General features: G+C 69.6%; 19 protein-coding genes and 1 pseudogene. 14 read left to right on the top strand and 6 right to left on the bottom strand.

Annotated elements, in window-relative coordinates:
* The 3 genes from ACTMTF_RS07365 to ACTMTF_RS07355 all read left to right on the top strand — a co-directional run bounded on the left by ACTMTF_RS07365 (position 1) and on the right by ACTMTF_RS07355 (position 4,086).
* Positions 1 to 1,218, top strand: a complete 1,218-nt coding sequence (locus ACTMTF_RS07365; protein WP_441109869.1) for a cytochrome P450 — start codon at positions 1 to 3, stop codon at positions 1,216 to 1,218.
* A gap of 19 nt (positions 1,219 to 1,237) precedes the next feature.
* Positions 1,238 to 1,435 (top strand): ferredoxin, encoded by a 198-nt coding sequence (locus ACTMTF_RS07360; RefSeq protein ID WP_441109868.1) that lies wholly within the window; start codon positions 1,238 to 1,240, stop codon positions 1,433 to 1,435.
* 419 nt (positions 1,436 to 1,854) lie between these two features.
* Positions 1,855 to 4,086, top strand: coding sequence for a SulP family inorganic anion transporter (locus ACTMTF_RS07355; protein ID WP_441109867.1), 2,232 nt, complete (start codon positions 1,855 to 1,857; stop codon positions 4,084 to 4,086).
* 155 nt (positions 4,087 to 4,241) lie between these two features.
* Here the strand turns inward: ACTMTF_RS07355 and ACTMTF_RS07350 are convergent, their stop codons facing one another.
* A complete protein-coding gene (locus ACTMTF_RS07350; protein ID WP_441109866.1) occupies positions 4,242 to 5,258 on the bottom strand; it encodes a TerC/Alx family metal homeostasis membrane protein in 1,017 nt (338 codons plus the stop codon).
* A gap of 358 nt (positions 5,259 to 5,616) precedes the next feature.
* Between ACTMTF_RS07350 and ACTMTF_RS07345 the strand changes: the two genes are divergently transcribed.
* From ACTMTF_RS07345 to ACTMTF_RS07330, 4 genes are all read left to right on the top strand, one after another.
* Positions 5,617 to 5,781, top strand: coding sequence for a hypothetical protein (locus ACTMTF_RS07345; protein ID WP_441109865.1), 165 nt, complete (start codon positions 5,617 to 5,619; stop codon positions 5,779 to 5,781).
* A 37-nt stretch (positions 5,782 to 5,818) separates the two neighbouring features.
* Entirely contained in the window at positions 5,819 to 6,067 is a 249-nt protein-coding gene (locus tag ACTMTF_RS07340; protein WP_441109864.1) for an aldo/keto reductase, read from the top strand.
* 136 nt (positions 6,068 to 6,203) lie between these two features.
* A complete protein-coding gene (locus ACTMTF_RS07335; RefSeq protein WP_441109863.1) occupies positions 6,204 to 7,208 on the top strand; it encodes a MerR family transcriptional regulator in 1,005 nt (334 codons plus the stop codon).
* Positions 7,209 to 7,368: 160 nt separating this feature from the next.
* Entirely contained in the window at positions 7,369 to 7,911 is a 543-nt protein-coding gene (locus ACTMTF_RS07330; RefSeq protein WP_441109862.1) for a hypothetical protein, read from the top strand.
* Positions 7,912 to 7,993: 82 nt separating this feature from the next.
* Here the strand turns inward: ACTMTF_RS07330 and ACTMTF_RS07325 are convergent, their stop codons facing one another.
* The gene (locus ACTMTF_RS07325) at positions 7,994 to 8,611 is read right to left on the bottom strand and encodes a TetR/AcrR family transcriptional regulator (RefSeq protein WP_441109861.1); all 618 of its coding nucleotides are present in this window, start codon (positions 8,609 to 8,611) and stop codon (positions 7,994 to 7,996) included.
* A gap of 59 nt (positions 8,612 to 8,670) precedes the next feature.
* Here ACTMTF_RS07325 and ACTMTF_RS07320 point away from each other — a divergent pair.
* Positions 8,671 to 9,080, top strand: a pseudogene (locus ACTMTF_RS07320) (nuclear transport factor 2 family protein).
* Positions 9,081 to 9,148: 68 nt separating this feature from the next.
* Here the strand turns inward: ACTMTF_RS07320 and ACTMTF_RS07315 are convergent.
* Together ACTMTF_RS07315 and ACTMTF_RS07310 are read right to left on the bottom strand one after the other, a co-directional pair.
* Positions 9,149 to 9,817 carry a response regulator gene (locus tag ACTMTF_RS07315; protein WP_441109860.1) on the bottom strand — a complete coding sequence of 223 codons (669 nt, stop codon included), beginning with the start codon at positions 9,815 to 9,817 and terminating at the stop codon, positions 9,149 to 9,151.
* The gene (locus ACTMTF_RS07310; protein WP_441109859.1) at positions 9,814 to 10,986 is read right to left on the bottom strand and encodes a sensor histidine kinase; all 1,173 of its coding nucleotides are present in this window, start codon (positions 10,984 to 10,986) and stop codon (positions 9,814 to 9,816) included. The genes ACTMTF_RS07315 and ACTMTF_RS07310 overlap by 4 nt, the downstream gene beginning before the upstream one ends.
* Positions 10,987 to 11,174: 188 nt before the next feature.
* Between ACTMTF_RS07310 and ACTMTF_RS07305 the strand changes: the two genes are divergently transcribed.
* From ACTMTF_RS07305 to ACTMTF_RS07280, 6 genes are all read left to right on the top strand, one after another.
* Entirely contained in the window at positions 11,175 to 12,731 is a 1,557-nt protein-coding gene (locus ACTMTF_RS07305) for an alpha/beta hydrolase (RefSeq protein ID WP_441109858.1), read from the top strand.
* 796 nt (positions 12,732 to 13,527) lie between these two features.
* Complete coding sequence (locus ACTMTF_RS07300; RefSeq protein WP_441109857.1) at positions 13,528 to 14,022, top strand: (2Fe-2S)-binding protein; 495 nt, start codon at positions 13,528 to 13,530, stop codon at positions 14,020 to 14,022.
* A gap of 4 nt (positions 14,023 to 14,026) precedes the next feature.
* Complete coding sequence (locus ACTMTF_RS07295; protein ID WP_441109856.1) at positions 14,027 to 15,028, top strand: FAD binding domain-containing protein; 1,002 nt, start codon at positions 14,027 to 14,029, stop codon at positions 15,026 to 15,028.
* Positions 15,025 to 17,229 (top strand): xanthine dehydrogenase family protein molybdopterin-binding subunit, encoded by a 2,205-nt coding sequence (locus ACTMTF_RS07290; protein WP_441109855.1) that lies wholly within the window; start codon positions 15,025 to 15,027, stop codon positions 17,227 to 17,229. Before ACTMTF_RS07295 ends, ACTMTF_RS07290 begins: the two co-directional genes overlap by 4 nt.
* 217 nt (positions 17,230 to 17,446) lie before the next feature.
* Positions 17,447 to 17,986: a type VII secretion system-associated protein gene (locus ACTMTF_RS07285; RefSeq protein WP_441109854.1), complete on the top strand. Its 540-nt coding sequence runs from the start codon at positions 17,447 to 17,449 to the stop codon at positions 17,984 to 17,986.
* A gap of 6 nt (positions 17,987 to 17,992) precedes the next feature.
* Positions 17,993 to 19,060, top strand: a complete 1,068-nt coding sequence (locus ACTMTF_RS07280) for a scabin-related ADP-ribosyltransferase (protein WP_441109853.1) — start codon at positions 17,993 to 17,995, stop codon at positions 19,058 to 19,060.
* Here the strand turns inward: ACTMTF_RS07280 and ACTMTF_RS07275 are convergent.
* Together ACTMTF_RS07275 and ACTMTF_RS07270 are read right to left on the bottom strand one after the other, a co-directional pair.
* Positions 18,972 to 19,343: a hypothetical protein gene (locus tag ACTMTF_RS07275; RefSeq protein WP_441109852.1), complete on the bottom strand. Its 372-nt coding sequence runs from the start codon at positions 19,341 to 19,343 to the stop codon at positions 18,972 to 18,974. The two genes, ACTMTF_RS07280 and ACTMTF_RS07275, sit on opposite strands and share 89 nt — an antisense overlap.
* Positions 19,340 to 19,747, bottom strand: coding sequence for a YbaB/EbfC family nucleoid-associated protein (locus ACTMTF_RS07270; protein ID WP_441109851.1), 408 nt, complete (start codon positions 19,745 to 19,747; stop codon positions 19,340 to 19,342). Before ACTMTF_RS07270 ends, ACTMTF_RS07275 begins: the two co-directional genes overlap by 4 nt.
* Between the last annotated feature and the right edge of the window lie 192 nt (positions 19,748 to 19,939).

The raw sequence follows: 19,939 nt of genomic DNA, 5'->3' as shown, positions 1-19,939 counted from the left end.
ATGACTGACGCACTGCCAGAGATGCCGACCTTCCCGATGGCCCGCGCGACGGGCTGTCCCTTCGACCCGTCGCCGGAGTTGAGCCGACGACTCGAAGAGGCGCCGGTTTCGCGAGTGAGACTGTGGGACGGCAGCACCCCGTGGATGGTCACCCGCCATGCGGATGTGCGTGCGCTGCTCGCCGATCCGCGGGTCAGCGTCGACGTGTCGCAACCCGGATTCCCGCACACCAACGCGGTGAGCAAGGCACGCGACGCACACATGAAGACGCTGATGCAGATGGATGCCCCGGAGCACATCGCCCAGCGACGGCTCCTGACCTCGGACTTCACGGTCAGAAGGATGGAGGCGTTGCGGCCCCGGATCCAGCGGATCGTTGATGATCTCATCGATGAGATGCTCGCCGGCCCGAATCCGGTCGACCTGGTGGAGGCGTTCGCGCTACCGGTTCCCTCGCTGGTGATCTGCGAACTGCTGGGCGCGCCCTATACCGCCCGCGACCTCTTCCATCGAGTGTCCCGCACGCTCGTCATGGACGAACCCGACCCTGAACAGGCCATGTCCGCCAGCGAGGAACTGAACGTCTACCTGGAGGAGTTGGTGGACGAGAAGAATGCCGAGCCGGGCGACGACGTGTTCAGCAGGCTGGCCGTCGAGCAGTACCGGACCGGCGCGATGACCCGGCGTGAGATCGCCACGGCCGGTCAACTCCTTCTGGTGGCCGGGCACGACACCACCGCGACCATGATCGCGCTGGGCACGACCGCATTGCTGGCGCACCCGGACCAGTTGAGCGCGGTCCGCGATGGCGGCGACCCCGCACGGGTGGCAGGCGCCGTCGAAGAGCTCCTGCGCTACCTGTCCATCACCCACACCGAAGCCCGCCGCGTCGCGCGGGAAGATCTCGAGATCGGCGGCCGGCTCATCCGCAAAGGCGACGGCATCATCGCGGTGAAGAGCATCGCCAACCGAGACCCCTCGGCCTTCCCCGACCCCGACACCCTCGATGTCCACCGCAAGGCCCGCCACCATGTCGCCTTCGGTTTCGGCGCCCACCAGTGTCTGGGCCAGCCACTCGCCCGAGTGGAACTGCAAGTCGTCTACAGCACCCTGTATCGACGCATCCCCACACTGGCCCTGGCCGTACCGCTGGAACAGCTGACATTCAAGGAGAACGCGGTCTTCTACGGGGTCCGCGAACTACCCGTCACCTGGTAGATCACCCAAGGAGAAACTCATGAAGATCACTATCGACCAAGACGCCTGCATCGGCTCCGGGCAATGCGTACTCGGCGCACCTGAGGTATTCGACCAACGCGACGCCGACGGCATCGTCGTGCTCCTGCACGACAGCCCGGAACCCGGGCTGCAGGAGGACGTCCGGGAGGCCGCCCGCATCTGCCCGGCCCTGGCGATCACACTGACCCCGTCGTGAACCTGCCATCTCGAATCGTTGTCGTGGGTGCTTCGGCGGCGGGTCTGACCGCCGTGTTCGCGCCAATTCGGGACGCCATCTCTGCAGTACCGCTCAAGCATCGCCGGGGTCTGGTCGGCCAGTGAAGCGTCACCCATCGCGAGCGATGGGTCCGCACCGCACGCACGGAATGCACCGACCGACTGCCGATCTTCGGCGAACGGCACCTTCGCACCGTGCTGGACGATACGCCGATCATCACAATCGGCACAGGCCACACCGCTCCCTCGGCCTTCGAGCTCCCACGAGTTGAACGACTCACCGCTACGCCATCACTCCGGTCCACCACCACCCTGCCGACCGGCGACGCCGCAGCGCACTCCCATACCGAAGCGGGCCTTAGGGTGTGCCACATGAAAAGAACTACTCAGAGTAGTATTATGAGCACTCTCAGGTATGACTTGCCGGCTTCGCTGGTCGTGGTCCTCATCGCGGTGCCCCTGTCGCTGGGCATCGCCCTGGCCGCCGGGGCCCCGCTGGCGGCGGGCCTGGTCGCCGCCGCCGTGGGCGGCATCGTCGCCGGTTGGCTGGGCGGCTCGCCCGTCCAGGTGAGCGGTCCGACGGCGAGCCTGACCGTGGTCATCGCCGGCCTGGTGCACACCTACGGCTGGCGCGCCACCTGCGCCATCACCATCCTGGCCGGGGCCGTGCAGGTGCTGCTCGGCGTGTTCAAGGCAGCGCGCGCCGCGCTGGCCGTCTCGCCCGCGGTCGTCCACGGCATGCTGGCCGGCGTCGGCATCATCATCGCGCTCGCCCAGCTGCACGTGGTGCTGGGCGGCCGCCCTCAGCACTCGGCACTGGCCAACCTGACCCAGCTGCCCGGCCAGATCCTCGACCTGCACGGCCACAAAGTCATGGTCGGCGTGCTCACCGTCACGGTCCTGCTGCTCTGGGGCCGGCTGCCCAGGCACGTCAAAGCAGTTCCGGCGCCTCTGGCGGCGCTGCTCGTGGCCGCCGGCACCGCATGGGTGTTCGGCTGGAACGTCACCCGCATCGACCTGTCCGGCGCGATCACCGCGTGGGCGCCGCCGCAGCTGCCGCAGGGCGACTGGCACCACGTCGCCGGTGCGGCGCTGCTGATCGCACTGCTGGCCGGGGCGGAATCGCTGCTGTGCTGCGTGGCCACTGACAGCATGCACCCCGGCCGCCGCGCCGACCTGGACCGCGAGCTGTCCGGGCAGGGCGTGGCCAACGTGGTCAGCGGCTTCCTCGGCGGGCTTCCCGTGGCCGGCGTGATCGTCCGCAGCACCACCAACATCCGCGCGGGCGCGCGCAGCCACTGGTCGGCCGTCCTGCACGGCGTCTGGGTCCTGCTGTTCGCGCTCTTCCTGGGCGGAACGATCCACTACATCCCGATGGAGGCGCTGGCGGCCCTGCTGGTCTTCATCGGCATCCGGACGATCAGCCTCGGCCACATCAGGAAGGTACACGGCCACAACGAGGTCCCCGTCTACGCGGTGACCATGGCCGGCGTGATCCTCATCGGCCTGGCCGAGGGCGTGCTGGCCGGGCTCGCCCTGGCCGCGCTGCTGGCCCTGAGACGGCTGACCCGGGTGACCGTCGACAAGCGCGAGGAGCCCGACGGACGCCTGCACACCACGGTCTCCGGCTCGCTCACCTTCCTCGGCGTGCCCCGCCTGACCCAGGAACTGCGCGCCATCCCGGCCGGAGCCACCGTGGACCTCGACCTGAACATCGATTTCATGGACAACGCCGCCTTCGAGGCCCTGCACAACTGGCGGCAGGACCACGAGCAGCTGGGCGGTACGGTCACCATCGACGAGCTCCACGACGAGTGGTACGCGCTGGCCGCCAGCGGTGCCCGCATGTCCCCGGCCAAGAGCCCGCCCAAGCCGGCCGGACGCTGGTGGCTGCCGTGGACCTACCGCGGGCACCAGGACGCCGCCGCGACCGTCGTCGAGTGCCGGCTCGCCCAGGGCGCTGATGAGTTCCACCGCCGCACGGCGCCGCTGGTGCGGCCTATCTTCGCCGAGCTGGCCGCCGGGCAGCAGCCCACTCACCTGTTCATCACCTGCGCCGACTCCAGGATCATGCCCAGCCTGATCACCTCCAGCGGACCCGGCGACCTGTTCACCGTGCGCAACGTCGGCAACCTGGTGCCGTGCGCGGGCGCGGACCCCGGAGACGACTCGGTGGCCGCCGCCATCGAGTACGCCACCCGCGTCCTCGACGTCCACACCATTACGGTCTGCGGCCACTCCGGCTGCGGCGCGATGGCCGCCCTGCTCGGCGGCCCCGCGACCACGGCCGACCTGCCCCCGTTGCAGCGCTGGCTCCGGCACGGTGACGCGAGTTTGAGCAGGCTCGGTGACGAGCGCCCGGAGGACGCGCTCGACAGGCTGTGCCGGCTGAACGTCCAGCAGCAGCTCGACAACCTGAAGACCTACCGCAGGGTGAACGAGCAGGTCGATGCCGGGACGCTGAAGCTGGTAGGTCTGTACTTCGACATCTCATCCGCACGGGTGCACGTGGTCACGCCCCCCGGCCCTGGACATCCCGGCGGGGATCGGCCCGCTACCCGCCGCGGCACAGCCCCGCACGGCCACGCCGACGACCACACCGGGATAGGCCGTGTCCTCCGCCCTCTGTGAGCGATCATGCCCGTAAGAACAGGACTCCGAACACCAGGTCAGCCCTAACGGCGGAGTTTCGGGCATCCACGGGCCGCGCGGGGCAGACAGGCGTCGGCCCCGCGCGGCGTCCACACCAGCAGTCGTCGATCAGCGCGTCACAGTGTCGGCCGTGATCATCGTGGGGGCGTGGCGGGGACGCGGCGGGCGTCGCGCTGGTTGGCGTGCACGCTGGTGATCGTGACCGTGGCCAGGGTCGCGACGATGGCGCCGAGCGAGACCAGCGTGGGGATCTCTGGCACGGCCGGCCAGATGCCGTGTGCCCAGTGCAGGACGAGCTTGACCCCGATGAAGCCGAGGATGATGCCGAGCCCGTGGTTCAGGTGGCGCAGCTTGGCCAGGACGCCCTGCAGCACGAAGTACAGCGCGCGCAGGCCGAGCAGGGCGAAAGCGTTGGTGACGAAGACGAGGAACGGGTCCTCGGTGACGCCGTACACGGCGGGGACGGAGTCGACGGCGAACACGATGTCGGTGGCGAACACGGCAACGATCGCGAGTGCCAGCGGCGTCAGCGCGCGTCGGCCGCCCTCAAGGACCGTCAGGCGGGAGCCGTGGTAGTCGCCGGTGACGGGCATGAACCGGCGCAGTAGCCGGATCGACCGCATGGAGGAGATGTCGACCTCCTGCTCCTCGCCGCGCATCGCATCGCGCAGGATTCGCCACGCGGTGACGATGAGGATGCCGCCGAACAGCAGGAACGCCCATGTGCCGCTCTGCAGCACGGCCGCGCCGAGCGCGATGAAGATCGCTCGCAGCACCAGCGCCCCGACGATCCCGTACAGCAGCACCCGCTGGGCCAGCTCGTGGGGCACCGCGAAGGCTGACAGCAGCAGCATGAACACGAAGAGGTTGTCGACCGACAGCGACTTCTCCACCACGTACCCGGTGTAGAACTCGACCGCGACGCCGGCCCCGAACGCGTACCACGCGTACAGGCCGAAGAGCAGAGGAAGGGCCAGGTAGAAGACCGACCAGGCGACGGCCTCGCGCATGCGGACCGTGTGCGGGCGGCGGGTCATGACGAAATCCAGGACCAGCAGCAAAACGAGACCGGCGACAGTGATCGTCCACAGCGGCGCCGTGCCGATCGTCTCGATCTGGGCAGCCGACAGCAGGCCGGTGGGTGCGGGCATCGAACCTCCTCGAACGCGACAGTCGTCCGAGGTCTCCTTCACCCACCGGGGGCGGCCGCCCGGGGCCGAGGATTCGTCCGTATTGACCGGGCCGGCGCTTGGGAAGTACTCCCCTCGATCTTCCAGAGTAGGCGACACACCGGTGGGGCTCCAGCCCGGGGTTTGACGCCCGTGCAGGGCGAGCCGATAGTGGAGGGAGCACGGAGGGGAGTACCCGCCGTCCGACGTTCCAGCCGTCATCACGGCTTTCGCGCCTGGGAAGGCCCGGCGGGACGGCCCTCGCGCTCCGGCGGGCAGGGTGCGGGAAGACCTTCGTCCTCATGGCCATGCGTCCAGGTGAGGCCGAGGGAGAGTCCGCATGCCGATCGTCGTGTTCCTGGAAATCCTGCTGGGCGTCCTGCTGATCCTCTCCGCGCTCGTGACCGCCGCGGTGCTGTGGGCGCGGCCGTCGCGGCCGCCCGACCCCTCTCGCGGGCAGCCGGTTGAGGACCGCCCCGACTGGCCGCCGAGCCGGGTGCCCTGACCCTGCCCTCATCCGCTACCTGGAGCACAGCCCGATCGTGCGGCGCGCGGTCGAGGCCGGTGTGACGTTCTTCGACACCGCCGACATGTACTCGGACGGCGCCGGCGAGGAGATCACCGGGCGGCTGCTCGCCAAGCTCTTCGCGCGCCGCGACGACTACGTTCTCGCCACGAAGGTCTACTTCCCGACGGGGCCGGGCCCGAACGACCGGGGGCTGTCCCGCAAGCACCGCGTGCACGCCACAACAAGATCACCGCCCGGTTACGGGAAGCGGGCCGCCTGCTGATCTACGGCGACCGTCACCTGCGCGCGGCACCTGGGCCCCCGGACCGAGCTCAACGTGCGCAACCGGGTGGAGGGCGTGGGGGACCGGCCTGACAGGGGCTTGAATCTCAAGTGGCTTGAGATTTCATAGTGGCCGTATGGACGACAACGAGCTGTATCCAATAGGAGACGTGGCGCGCCGCACCGGTCTGAATGTCAGTGCCATCCGGTACTACTCCGACGCCGAAATCGTCGCGCCCACCCGCGTGACCGACGCGGGCCACCGACTGTACGACATCCGCGCCATCGCGCGGCTGGAGCTCATCCGCACCCTCCGGGACCTGGACGCCGGCCTGGACGACATCCGCCGGCTGCTCGACGGTGAGACGTCGCTGCACGATCTCCTCGCGGCGCACCTGGAGATCGTCGAGCGTCAAGAGCGCGGCCTGCGGGCCAGGCGGGCCGTGCTGAGGACCCTGGTCAAGCAAGGCGGCACGGCCGATCAGGCGGCACTGATGCGCAAGCTCGTCTCGATGCCCGATGAGGAGCGCGAGCGGCTCATCGACGACTTCTGGAACGAGGTCGGCGAAGGTCTCGACGTGCCGGCCGGCTTCGTCGAGCGGTTGCGGACGATGCGGCCGCGTCTGCCGGAGGACCCCACGCTCACCCAGCTCGAAGCCTGGATCGAGCTGGCCGATCTGGTCCAGGGCGAGGAGTTCCGGAATGCGGTCCGCTCCTACCTCCAGGACACCTATTCCACCTTCCCGGGGCGGGACATGGCCGCCACGCCGGTCCAGGACTTCATCTACGGGACGGGGACGGCGATCATGGAGGAGATCATGGCGGAGTATCGTTCCGGGCTGCCGGCGGACTCTCCACGGGCACAGGAGCTGGTCGTACGCATGGCGGACGCGGCCGCCGGGGTCGCCGGCAGGCAGGCCACGGCCGAGTCACGTGAACGACTGGCCACGGCCTACCTCATGGCCGAGCAGTTCCAACGAGAAGAACGCGAGGAGACGACCCGGTACGACGCGACTCATGGCAGGTACCTGTCCCTGGTGGCCGTGATCAATGAGACCCCGCCCGATACGGGCGAGGAGTTCGCAGGGGTCTCGGCGTGGATGGCGGCGGCCCTTCGTGCTTCCGTCCGGCCGGACGGGTGAACCCGGTACGCCGGAGGGGGAGACGGGCGTGGACGAGGATTCTCGCCTGTTTCCCAGTGGGAGAGTGGTGAAGACGCCCTTACGCGCTACGCGGGAATCCGGACCACTGTCGCGGCGGGTTCAATTCGAGGATCGTCGGATCTGGAAGGGTGGATGACTGGTGAACATCCCGAGCGACGGCAATTCCTCGGTCGATATGGTGAATCCCCTTGCGGCGGGATTCATCACCAAGCAGTACGCCCAGTCTGTCGCGGCCGAATATCCCGAGACGGCGGAATCCATCGCCGCCTGGATCCGGGAAGCAGCTCGTGCGCGCGACTGGCGCAGAGTGGAGCGGCTCGCCAATCTCGCTGCCCCTCTCCAGGCACCAGGGCTCGGCGAGGTTCTCCGGGAAATCCTTGATGCGGATGTCCCTGGACTCAACAACGAAGACCTCGTCGACATCCTGGGTGATATCCAGGCGACGGACGCGGTCGCGTGCCTCTTCAGAGTGGCCGAACGTTCGGTGCAGACGGATGCGCCCGCGTACTGGCTGTGCCAGAAGGTGATTTTCTCGTTGGGTGCGATCGGCACGGTGGAGGCGCTCGACCGCGTTCGGGAGATGACGGCGCCGTCATGGCCCGACGTTGTCCGATGGCACGCCGCATTCGAGCTGGAGATAGAAGAGGAACTCGGCTTCGATGAGGATCGAATGCTGGGATGACGCGCGTATTCCGCCCATAGTGCGTCGGCCCGTTGACCGGTTCGGGGCGCTTCGGGCGCCTCCCGCTCTCCGGGACATTGTGTCAACGCACAGTGGGCCCGGCAGGCCCACGGCCGGACTGCGGCGTCGGGTCGCCGGTGAGAGCGGCGGTCACGGCGCCGATCAGGTGCTCCTCGACGTCACCGGCGCTCCTGCCCCGGTCGGCCGTCAGCTGCTCCCAGACGGGGATGGAGGTCATCGCCCACGCCAGGTCGGCGGCGACGTCCGGAGCCAGGCCGGGCCGCAGCCGCCCGGCGGCTCCCAGTCGGTGGGCGGCGACGAGGAAGCCCTCGTGGAGTTCGCCCATCCGGTCCTTCCAGGCCGCGGCGGCGTCGGGGTCGTCGCGGCGGGAGGCCAGCAGCACCGAGGCCACCGGGTGGATCGTCGCCACGTACCGCAACCAGATGCGCAGGAAGGCACGGAACGCCTCGACGGGCTCCTCTCCGGTCAGCGCCTTCTCGCAGCGCGAGCGGATCCCGTTCTGCTCGTCCATGTTCCGCACGATGGCCACCAGCAGGCTCGCCCGGGAGCTGAAGTGGAGGTAGACCGCCTGCCGGGAGATCCCCGCCGCGCGGGCCACCTCAGCCATCGAGACCTGGGGGCCCTGCTCGGTGATGAGCCGCCGGGCGGTCTCCAGGATGCCCGATCGCGTTCTTGACATGTGTCAAGCATAGCTCTAGCTTGACACGCGTCAAGCAGAGGCTCCCGAGGAGGCACCCGATGGACACCACCCACCCGGCGGCCGTCGCCGCGCTCACCGCGATGAGCGCGATCGGTGTCGGAGACCGGGACGCCTGGCTCGCCTGCTACGCGCCGGACGCCGTGCTCCACGACCCGGTCGGCGGCTCCCCGCTGGATCCCGACGCCACTGGGCTACGGGGGAGGGCCGCACTCGAACGCTTCTGGGAGCTCACCGTCGCCCCCAACGAGGTGCGCGCTTCGAGGCCACCGCGGTGCACCCCGCGGGGGATGAGGCGGCGGTCGTGGCCTCGGTCTCCGTCCGTTTCCCCACCGGCGCCTCCGTCGGCTACGACGGCGTCTTCGTCTACCGGATCGATGGCGACGGGCGGATCGCCTCGCTGCGCGCCTACTGGGACCTGGGCCCCGTCCTGTCCGCGCTCGGCGGCTGACCGGCGTGGCGGACGGCCCTGGGCGACCGGGCCGGGGACCGGTCCCGACCAGAGTGGCTCGCCGACTTTCAGCGGCGGTCGGCGAAGCCTGTGCGGTAGGCGAAGACCACGGCTTGGACGCGGTCGCGTAGGTCCAGTTTGGTGAGGATCCGGGAGACGTAGGTTCGGACGGTCTCGAAGCTTATTACCAGTTCTGCGGCTATCTCGGCGTTGGACAGGCCACGCGCGATCAGGCGCAGTACCTCGCGTTCGCGGGGGGCCAGGACGGCCAGCGGATCCTCGGCGGGGGTCGAGGTCGCCGGGCGGAGGCGGTCGGCGAAACGACCTATGAGGGTGCGGGTCACGGTGGGGGACAGCAGGGACTCGCCGCGGGCGACGGTGCGGACGCCGTTCACCAGCTCCAGCAGGGGAGCGTCCTTCAAAAGGAAGCCGCTGGCTCCGGCGCGCAGGGCTTCGTAGACGTACTCGTCCACGTTGAACGTGGTCACCACCAGCACCTTCGGCGGCGCGACGACACCGGGGCCGGCGATGCGCCTCGTCACCTCGATGCCGTCCATCAGCGGCATGTGGATGTCCATGATCACCACGTCGGGCTTCAGGCCGGTGACCGCCTCGACCGCGGCCGGGCCGTCGGCGGCCACGCCGACCACCGCCATGTCCGGTTGCGCGTCGAACGCCGTCACGTAGCCGGTGCGGACGATCTCCTGGTCCTCGCAGATCATGACGCGGATGGTCATTCGGCACCTACGGGGATCGACGCGTGTAGCCGGAAACCGCCGTCCGGTTGCTCGCCCGCGACCAGCTCGCCGCCCAGCGCGCCTATCCGGTCGCGCAGTCCGGCCAGGCCGCGGCCGCCGGAGAGGCCGCTTCTGGCTCCGACGGAAACCGCGGCGGCGGCGTTCGTCACCTCGACCTCCACGCGATCGTCCCGGTAGCCGACCCGCACCGTGGTCGGGCGGCCTTCGGCGTACTTGACGGCGTTCGTCAGGCCCTCCTGCACCACCCGGTACACGGCCAGTCCTACGCCGACCGGGAGCGCGGGCTGGTCGCCGTCCTCCACCAGTTTGACCGGTTGGCCGCCGCTTCGGGTCTGTTCGACCAGATCTCGCACGCTTCCTACGACGGGCGTGGCCGACTCTCCGGTCGCCTCCAGCACGTCCAGCAGGTACCGCAGTTCGGCCAGGGCTCGGCGGCCGGCGCCGCCGATCGTGGACAGTGCCGTGACCACGCGGTCCGGCGACGTGACCACGAACTGCGTGGCGTCGGCCTGCACGACGATGCCGGTGACGTGGTGGGTCACCACGTCGTGCAGCTCCCGCGCGATGCGCGCCCGCTCGGCGGCGGTCGCGGCCACGGCGGCGAGCCGCCGTCGCTCAGCCTCCTGGAGCCGTTGCCCGCGTACGAAGGCGCCGCCCACCCAGCACGCGGCGAAAAGCAGGTAGAACACCAGGAACTCGCTCAGCACAGCCGGTGAGCCGAGCAGGAGCATGGCCACGCACAGCACGACGTACGCGGCCGACGCCACGACGGCGATGACGCGCCGGTACCGCTCCTGGTGCGCGCCCACCGAGTACAGCGCGACGTATACCGTCACGGTGCCGAACTGCATCGGATAGCCGAGCGTCTCGTGGACCACGAAAGCCGCGCCGTTGATCGCCAGACACGCGGCAGGCCACCGGGTACGTACGACGAGGGGCAGCGTCTGTACCAGGACCAGGACGATCGTGAACGCGTCGGCCGGGCGTCCTGGCAGGTCACCGAACTGGACGCTCATGATCGAAAGCGCCGGCACGAACGCCAGCCCGGTGAACACAATGGCCAGCCACCGATCCCACACCGCGGCGTCGTAGACGCGCCACACGTCCCGCAACCTTCGCGAGCGGTCGCTGACCCAGGTCCCCGACATGGCTCAGAGCCTAGCGATCTCTGATCATCGATGTCGCCGCGTTTGTCCCTCATGCGAGCTACACGGAATGTCCACAGCGCGGTGATTCGGGACAGGGCTCGCAACTCCTACATTTCTTGCCAGCGGCCGGAACCACGGTCAACCACGAAGCCGGATCGCGGCACAACGGGAATTGGGAGAGCAGCACCATGGGAAGCACCATCCGCGTACGAAACGTCGTCGCCGGCACCCTGGCCGCGAGTGCGGTGACGGGGGCGTTGATCGGCGTGCAGCCGCAAAGCGCCAGGGCCGAAGCGACCGCCGGCCACGTCCAGACCTCGATCAAGTGGGGCGACTGTCCGGAACTCGCGCCGGGTGCCAAACGGGACCCCAGGCAAACCTGCGGCACGGTCAAGGTGCCTCTGGACTACCGCCGCCCCAACGGAGAGACCATCATCGTCGCGGTCTCCAGGATCGCCACCGCCAAGCACGGCAAGAAGCGCGGCGACCTGCTGTTCAACCCGGGCGGCCCGGGACTGCAGGGCCTGGACATGCCCGGCCAGATGGCCCTCACGCTGCCGAAGTCAGTGCTGGACTCCTACGACCTGATCGGGTTCGACGCACGCGGCGTCGGCCACAGCACCCCGATGAGCTGCGGTGTGCCCGACGCCGGCCTCCTTACCCTGTTCCCCTACCCCGGCGCCGGCGGCTCGATCAAGGGCAACATCACCAACGCGCGCACCGTCGCCAAGCAGTGCGCCACGGTCGGTGACACGCTCCGGTTCTTCACCAGCGCGAACACAGCGCGCGACATGGATCGCATCCGCCAGGCGCTCGGCGCGCGGAAGATCTCCTACTGGGGCCAGTCCTTCGGCACCTACCTCGGCGCGGTCTACACCTCGCTGTTCCCCCGCAACACCGACCGGATGGTGCTGGAGGGCAACGTCGACCCCAGCAAGGCATGGGCGAAGATGCTGGACAACTGGAACCAGGGCATGAACGACCGGTTCCCGGACGCCGCCCGCGTCGCCGCGGCGGACGACGCCGGCCTCGGGCTGGGCGACACCGTCGACGAGGTCACCGACGCCTTCCTCACGCTGGCCGACCGTCTCGACCGGAAACCGGCCACGGTGCCGGGCACACCGGTGGCCATCAGCGGTGCGCTGCTGCGCGGCGTCACCTACCAGATGTTGCAGCACAACGAAACGCTCGCCCCGCTCACCCGGTTCTGGAAGGCGGCGGCCGACCTGTCCGCCGGTAAGGCCCCGGCGGACGCGAACGTCGCCGTGCTCCGGCAGGTTCTCGCCGACACCCCGGCCACGCCGGGCGTGCCGGCGGACAACCAGGTCACCATGGCCCTGGCCATGATCTGCGGGGACACCACCTGGTCGCACGACGTGGACTCCTACGCCAAGGCCACCGCGGCCGCCCGCGCGAAGTACCCGCTGAGCGCCGGCATGCCCAACAACATCACGCCGTGCGCGTTCTGGTCGAAGAAGCCGATCGAGCCGCTGGTCAAGGTCACCTCGCACGGTCCGCGTAACGTCCTGATCCTGCAGAACCGCCGCGACAACGCCACACCGTGGGCCGCGGGCCGGGGAATGCGCAAGGCACTGGGTGGCCGCGCCGGCTTCGTCGGTGTCGACCACGGCGGCCACTTCGCCTACGGCACCGGCTCGACCTGCGCCGACAAGGCCACCGTCGCGTTCCTGACGAAGGGAACCCTGCCGGCCAAGGACCTCGTCTGCGACGGTCCTCAGCCCTGACCCTCAAGCCACGGCTCAGCCCCCGGTCCACGACCGGGGGCTGAGCCGTGCTCGCAGCCGGGGGCGAAGCCCATCGCGGCCCGGCGTACCCGAACACGCGGCCATCGAGGTGCTGGACCGGTGCTTCCCTGCCGCCGGCGGTCGAAAAGTTCGGCGACGAAGACGGTGAGACCGAAATGATCCCTGGTGGGTCGTGGTGTAAGGACCGAGGGTCGGACTCAGTCGCGCGTGGCAGCCGACCAGTCCCGGGAGGCGTCCGTGCCCCGGCTCGCCAGCAGACGCAGTGCGTGGGCGGCCCACAACGTCTGGCGACTTACCATGCCGAGCCCGGTTCGGCGTCGGAGGAAGAGCGTCCGGAAGTCCTCGCTTCTCATGGAGAGTTCCCCGACCAGCGTGCTCCGCGTCGGCTTCAGACGGGCCCTCCGGGTGCGCAGGAACTCGCTCAGTTCCGTGTGCGGGTCGAAGTGCATGGATGGCCATGCCCTTCAGTATCGCCCCAGGTCATCGGGGCCGGAACCCGTCGGCCTGACCCTGCCGATGGTAGCCTGGCCGAACGTACGCAAAGTGAAGAGCTGGATAAACGCCGCACGGTCGGAGCAACCTGTTGGCTCACCGGAGAAATCGTCCGGGGCCACCCGACCGAGGAGCGACAGTTCATGACACCCGTCGCCGCTCACACCGCACCCGCGGTCTAGGCCCCCCGGAGCGCACCGCCGGCGAGCGCCGTCATCCCGAGGTCATCGGGCTCGACCTCGGTTGACGCCGCTCGTGCTGGGACCTACGAAGGGGTTGCGATATGTCCACACAGCACGCCACCTGGGAGTTTGCCTGCACGGTCAACGGGCGAGAGGTCACTCTCGAGGTGGACCCGAGAGAGTCGCTGCTCGACGTGCTGCGTGAGCGGCTCGCGCTGACCGGCACCAAGAAGGGCTGCGACCAGGGCCACTGCGGCGCCTGTACGGTGCACGTGGACGGCCGGCGGGTGCTGTCCTGCCTGACGCCCGCTGTCCAGGTCGCCGGTCAGGCCGTCACCACCATCGAGGGCGTCATGGGAGAGGACGGCCGTCCGCACCTGCTCCAGCAGGCGTTCATCGACAACGACGCGTTGCAGTGCGGTTTCTGCACGCCTGGCCAGATCATGTCCGGCATCGCCTGCATCGCCGAGGGCCACACCGAGACCGACGATGAGATCCGCGAATACCTCAGCGGCAACATCTGCCGCTGCGGCGCGTACGTGGGCATCGTCGCGGCGGTGCGACAGACCGCGGACGCGACACGGAACGGGGCGTGATGTCATGCGCGCCTTCACCTACGTGGCGCCGGAAACGGTGGACGACGCCCTGGACGCGCTGCGCACGGCCCGGCCCGGCACCAAGATCCTCGCTGGCGGCACCACCCTGTTCGACCTGATGAAACTCGACATCGAGACACCCCCTGCGGTCATCGACGTGCACCGGCTCGCCGAGCTGAACACCATCCATGTCGGCGAGCGGGAGCTGGTCCTCGGGTCCGGCGCGCGCATGGCCGACGTGGCCGACCACCCGGCGGTCAAGGCCGGCTACCCGGTCCTGTCCGAGTCGCTGTGGCGCGCCGCGTCGCAGCAACTGCGCAACATGGCGACCCTCGGTGGGAACCTGTTGCAGCGCACCCGCTGCGCCTACTTCCGTGGCGGTTCGGAATTCCCGTGCAACAAGCGCGAACCGGGCAGCGGCTGCGCCGCCATCGGCGGTCACGATCGTGGCCACGCCCTGTTCGGCGGCAGTGACTCGTGCATCGCCACCTACGCCGGCGACCTCCCCGTCGCGCTGATCGCGTTCGACGCCGTCGTGGACGTCGTCGGACCCGCCGGGGAACGCAGCGTGCCGATCGCGGAGCTGCACGTCGAACCCGGCGACGACCCGACCCGCGAACACGTGCTCGCCCCGGACGAACTCATCGTCCGCATCCGCGTGCCCGCCACTCCGGCCGGACGCGGATCCATCTATCTGAAGATCCGTGACCGCGAGTCCTACGCGTTCGCCCTCGCCGCAGCCGCCGTCGGACTGACCTTCGACGGCGACGGCGTTGTCAACGAGTGCCGGATCGGGCTCGGCGGCGTCGCCACCCGGCCGTGGCGGGCCGCCGAGGCCGAACGGAGCCTGCTCGGTCAGCGGCTGACTCCGCAGACCGCCCGCCACGCCGGCGAGGTCGCCTTCGCGGCGGCCCGGCCCGGCAGGTACAACGGCTTCCGCGTGGAACTGGGCATCCGCACGGTCGCCGACGCGCTGCGTATCGCAGGAGAGCGAGCCACCCTATGACTGTCACGAACACTTCCACCACACCGCCGCCGGACACCCGTCGCGTCGATGCCTACGAGAAGGTCACCGGCAAGGCTCGTTACAGCGCGGATCGCGTACCCGAGGGCGTCGCCTACGCCGCGTTCGCCACCGCGCGGATCGGCAAGGGCCGCATCGTGCGGATCGACACCTCGGCCGCCGCCGCCGTGCCCGGCGTGCTGCTGGTGGAGACCACGTTCGGTCCGGACGAACTGCGCGACGTCGGCTTCATCATGGCCGGCGGGCACGCTGTGCAGAGCCTGCAGCCGCTACGCGACGACCACGTCGCCTACCGAGGCCAGCCGATCGCCCTGATCGTCGCCGACAACCTGGTCGCCGCCACCGAGGCGGCGCAGCTGATCACGGCCGAGTACCGGCCGGAGCCGTTCACGGTGAAGATCGACGCCGAGGGCGCCGAGACCGTGGTGCAGGAGCAGGCGATCCCGCTGCCCGGACTGGCCGACATCAAGGTCGGCGACGCGGACGCGGCGTTCGACGCCAGCCCGGTGCGGATCATCGGCACCTACGAACACCCCCCACAGCACCCGGTGCCGATGGAACCGTTCACGACCGTCGTACGCTGGGACGGCGACAGACTCATCGTCAACGACAGCACCCAGAACGCGGACGCGACACGGTACGGCCTGGCCACGCAGCTCGGCCTGGATCCGGCCGACGTCGAGGTCACCACGCCCTACATCGGCGGCGGGTTCGGCAACAAGAACTCCCTGTACGGGCATATCGGGCCGATCGCCATCGCGTCCCGCCGGCTCGGCAGGCCGGTCAAGATGGCGCAGCCCAGGCCGCAGACCTTCCACACCGGCAGCTTCCGGCCGAACTCACTGCACACCGTGCGCTTCGGCGCGGATGAGAACGGAAGGCTGCTCGCCGCGATCCACGAGGTCGACCAGCAGACCTCACGGCACGACCTGTTCCCGTGCGAGATCACCACGGTCTCGTCCCGGCTGTACGCGGTGCCCGCGTTCCGCGGCCGGCAGCGCCTGGTGCGGACCGACGTGCAGACTCCCGGTTTCATGCGGGCCCCATGGGAGAGCCCGTCCATGTTCGCGTACGAGTCCGCGATGGACGAACTCGCCTACGCGACCGGTCTCGACCCGGTGGAGCTGCGGCTGGCCAACGACGCCGTGGCAGACCCGGTGACCGGTCTGCCGTTCTCCGGCCGGCACCTGGCCGAGTGCCTGCGCCGCGGCGCGGCCAGATTCGGCTGGGACGAACGCGATCCGGAGCCGGGATCGATGATCGCCGAGGACGGTTCGATCATCGGCTGGGGGGTGGCGGCCGGCTGCTATCCGGGCGGCATGGTGCCCGCCATCGCGCACATCGCGGCGGCGGAGGACGGCACCGTCACCGTGGCCGTCGGCGGGCACGAGATGGGCCAGGGCATCCGCTCGGCCATCGCGCTGCTCGTCGCACAGGACCTCGGCATACCGGTGAACAAGGTGATCGTGGAGGTCGGCGACACCCGACTGGCGCCGCAGCATCTCACCGCAGGCTCCTGGGGCACCGCGACCGCGCTGTCCGCCGTGCAGGCCGCCATCGGCGAACTGCGCAAGGCCCTGGACAACACCGAACCCGGCGACGTGGACATCCCTGCCGCTGTCCGCGGCACGGGCGAGCCGGTGGTGACGGCCGAGGCCACCACGCTCGCGCCCGGCCAGACGCCGCAGATCCTCCAGCAGCTCGACAACGGCCTGCTCGCCTACGCCGGGCCGGTCTACCCCGAGTTCGTCACGTTCAGCTGGATCGCGCACTTCGTTGAGGTGCGGATCGAACCCACCACGCGACGCATCCGGGTGCCGCGTGTGGTCAGCGTGGCCGACTGCGGCCGGGTGGCCAGCCCGGTCACCGCGACCAGCCAGGTCCGAGGGGCCGTGGTGTGGGGGATCAGCGCCGCACTGCGCGAGGAGAGCGACGTGGACGACCGCTTCGGCGGATTCCTCAACAACACGCTGGAGGAGTACCCGGTCCCGGTCAACGCCGACATCCACCAGATCGAGGTCGGGTTCATCGACGAGCCCGACCTGCTGTTCAATCCACTCGGCGTGAAGGGGGTCGGCGAGGTCGGCATGGTCGGGGTGGCGGCGGCGGTCGCCAACGCCGTGCACCACGCGACCGGCCGGCGCATGCATCGGCTGCCGATCCGATTGGAAGATGTCCTCTGAACACTCCGCCCATACCGGCACCCACGCAGAAGGTCATGAATTCGTCCTACACATGAGCACCGGGAATTGGGGCGACAAGACCAGCGCGCATCGGATCGGCAGGCCCCGCTGCCCGGGGGAGACGCCGGCGTGACCGGCAGGTGACCTGGGGCCGAACGGCAGAGGGCAGGCCGAGCTCCGCTACAGCGGGACGTACTGATCGAGTAGGCTGCCGATCGTGTCCGCGCCTCCCCCGCTCACCGACCGCATGCGTGCCGAGGCGCGTTCGATGCCCGGTCAGTGGCTGTACGCCATTGACGCGTTCTTCGATCCGGACGGCGCGGTCCCCCCGTACGGAGTGATCGGCGCGTGGCGGGTCGACGAGCGCGGCGAGGCGAGCGAGGAGTTCACCCCCAACCCGAACTACCGGCCCTCGCCCGTGTCGCTGGGCTTCGAGGAGCCGGCCGACCCGCTCGAAGCCGCCGTCCAGCTGACGGCAACCGGCTATTCGGACGGCGGAGACCTCATACCGCTCCTGCTGGAGGCGGGGGTCTACGTGGGCGCAGGCGTCAAGGGGAAGATCCCGGTGTACGACACGGGAGTCGTCATGGCCTACACCTCGCAGGCCCACCTGCCGGAGAGCCTGCCAGCCGAGATGTCGGACTGGCAGGTGCTGCGCGGCTCTGACCTGGTGGGCCTTATGCCGGAAAGTGTCGATCTCGTGCTCAACGCAGAGGGTCCCGCGGGCATCCGCGTCCCCCGCCCGGACGGCCGCTGATCGGCCATGTCCCTTCAGCTGCCGCAGGAGCTGGCCGCCCCGCTCGCCTGGATCGGCTTGGCCGTCTGGCCGGACTCCGACGAAGATGCGATCCGTGCGGAGGGCGCGCGGTACGTGCTGCTCTCGGCGCGGCTGAGGCAGTCCGCGCAGGACACGGTGGCTCACCAGAGCCACGTGTTGGAGCAGAATTCCGGCGAGGGCGTGGACGCCTACCGCTCGTGGGCGGAGCGAAGCGCGCCGGCCGACCGGGCGAACCGGCTGGCCGACGCCCTCGAGCTGGTCGGCCTGGCCCTGCTGACCGCGGCGCTGATCGTGCTGCTGTGGAAGCTCGGGGTGATCGCCCAGCTCGTCGCGCTGCTGATCGCCATCGCCCGCGCCATGGCCACGGTGGTGGTCTCCCCGGCGGCCTCGCTGGCGGCCGTCGCCGCGCGTACGGCCGCGACCCGTACCGCCCTGCGCAAGCTGCTGGACGACATCGCCCGCTTCTTCTCGCGCGGTGTGGTCGACCCGCTGAAGCGCGCGGTCATGCTCCTGCGCGCCGGCGTCGGCCGGCTGCGTGGTCGCCCGGCGGACTGGGACCCCCTCAAGGTCGCCGCGAACCGCCACGTCGACATTTCGGCGATTCGGCCCCGGCCGCGCTTTCGCGGTTCGCTCTTCCCCAGCGCGCGGCCGGTGTGGCGCCAGGACAACCGACCCGTCTACCGGTCCGACACCCGCCACCCCGACGAGATCTTCTCCGAGGGCTTTCAGCCAAGGAATCACCGCAACACCGACCTGAACGGGTACGTCGACTTCGTGGACGCGCGGGCGAGGAGCTCCCCCTTCGTCAGCACCAGCTACGACCCCAATATCCACCAGGCGTGGCACGAGTACGGGCGACAGGGGTGGGTGTACGAGATCAGCACGCCCGGCGGCACCGGCCTCCGGCTGCCGAACTCGAGTTACGACGAGGTCGTCTTTCCTGGTGGCGTCGCCCCGGATTACATCACGCGAGCCCGTCCGTACGAGGCGTCCCGGAAGGGGGAGACGACGGTGGGCGACTGGCTGGATAATCCGCACGCGCGGCCTGGCTGACGGCCTCCGCGCCGAGCTGGTCGGCCCGGCGATACTCGACGTCCATCTGGCTCAGCGCCTGCTCAGCGTCCCCCAGGTCGGCCACGACCGACTCCAGCGACTCCAGCATCGCACCGACCGTCTGCACGAAGAGCCCGCCGACCAGCCCGCCGATGGGCCCGGTGCCGAACATGGCCGGCGAGCCGCCGACTTCGCGACTGCGTGCCGCGAGATCGTCCCGCACCTCGCCGAGCCCGCCGGACGCCGTTCGCAGGGTGGACGGGCGGACGTCCAGGGGTTTCATCCGCGATTCTCGGTCCGGCGGGCGAGATCGCCGATCTCCTGCATGAAGGCGTTCATCTTCCCCATGGACTCCTCCTGGACGCCCTCCAGCGCCTGGGTCAGTCCCGCCACGTCAACGTGTTCGTGCCTGGCCTCGAGGTTCGCGCGCAGGTCATCCAGCGCGGCGTTGACGGCGACCATGATCAAGTCGCACAGCTCCTGTGAGCCCATCCGCATGACCCGCGGATCGACCTTCAACGACGTGAGCCGGCACTCCGGGGAGACCCTCGCTGACACCCGCCCGTCCGCGGCCGTCCCCTCGCCACCGGAGAGTTCCTTCTCCGGCGGCGGCTCCTTTCCCAGCGCGTCGAGCCCGCGCCTGGCTTCGTCCAGGAACCGATCGAAATTCTCGAAATCCACGGCCACGGGTCGAGAGAATAGGGACGGCGGCGTACGAGAAAGGGTCGTCCGGGTGAACGGCTCGTGAGTGGACCATGTCCAAGGCCCCGTGCTCCCGCTGGAGACACGCAAGGGACGCATCATGGCGAGCGCTGCGATCACGGCGCTCCGGTGGGGCGAATGTCGAGATCGTCTGCTGCGATCGAGCCGCCGCCTTTG

It is taken from the genome of Nonomuraea sp. ZG12 (genome assembly GCF_052068115.1).
GTDB lineage: Bacteria > Actinomycetota > Actinomycetes > Streptosporangiales > Streptosporangiaceae > Nonomuraea.
Note: the sequence above shows the minus strand (reverse complement) of the source record. Positions and strands in the feature narration are given on the sequence as shown.

Coding starts and splice junctions, on each gene's coding strand:
- ACTMTF_RS07365 (WP_441109869.1), top strand. CDS start 1: ATGACTGACGCACTGCCAGAGATGCCGACCTTCCCGATGGCCCGCGCG.
- ACTMTF_RS07360 (WP_441109868.1), top strand. CDS start 1,238: ATGAAGATCACTATCGACCAAGACGCCTGCATCGGCTCCGGGCAATGC.
- ACTMTF_RS07355 (WP_441109867.1), top strand. CDS start 1,855: ATGAGCACTCTCAGGTATGACTTGCCGGCTTCGCTGGTCGTGGTCCTC.
- ACTMTF_RS07350 (WP_441109866.1), bottom strand. CDS start 5,258: ATGCCCGCACCCACCGGCCTGCTGTCGGCTGCCCAGATCGAGACGATC.
- ACTMTF_RS07345 (WP_441109865.1), top strand. CDS start 5,617: ATGCCGATCGTCGTGTTCCTGGAAATCCTGCTGGGCGTCCTGCTGATC.
- ACTMTF_RS07335 (WP_441109863.1), top strand. CDS start 6,204: ATGGACGACAACGAGCTGTATCCAATAGGAGACGTGGCGCGCCGCACC.
- ACTMTF_RS07325 (WP_441109861.1), bottom strand. CDS start 8,611: ATGTCAAGAACGCGATCGGGCATCCTGGAGACCGCCCGGCGGCTCATC.
- ACTMTF_RS07315 (WP_441109860.1), bottom strand. CDS start 9,817: ATGACCATCCGCGTCATGATCTGCGAGGACCAGGAGATCGTCCGCACC.
- ACTMTF_RS07310 (WP_441109859.1), bottom strand. CDS start 10,986: ATGTCGGGGACCTGGGTCAGCGACCGCTCGCGAAGGTTGCGGGACGTG.
- ACTMTF_RS07305 (WP_441109858.1), top strand. CDS start 11,175: ATGGGAAGCACCATCCGCGTACGAAACGTCGTCGCCGGCACCCTGGCC.
- ACTMTF_RS07300 (WP_441109857.1), top strand. CDS start 13,528: ATGTCCACACAGCACGCCACCTGGGAGTTTGCCTGCACGGTCAACGGG.
- ACTMTF_RS07295 (WP_441109856.1), top strand. CDS start 14,027: ATGCGCGCCTTCACCTACGTGGCGCCGGAAACGGTGGACGACGCCCTG.
- ACTMTF_RS07290 (WP_441109855.1), top strand. CDS start 15,025: ATGACTGTCACGAACACTTCCACCACACCGCCGCCGGACACCCGTCGC.
- ACTMTF_RS07280 (WP_441109853.1), top strand. CDS start 17,993: ATGTCCCTTCAGCTGCCGCAGGAGCTGGCCGCCCCGCTCGCCTGGATC.
- ACTMTF_RS07275 (WP_441109852.1), bottom strand. CDS start 19,343: ATGAAACCCCTGGACGTCCGCCCGTCCACCCTGCGAACGGCGTCCGGC.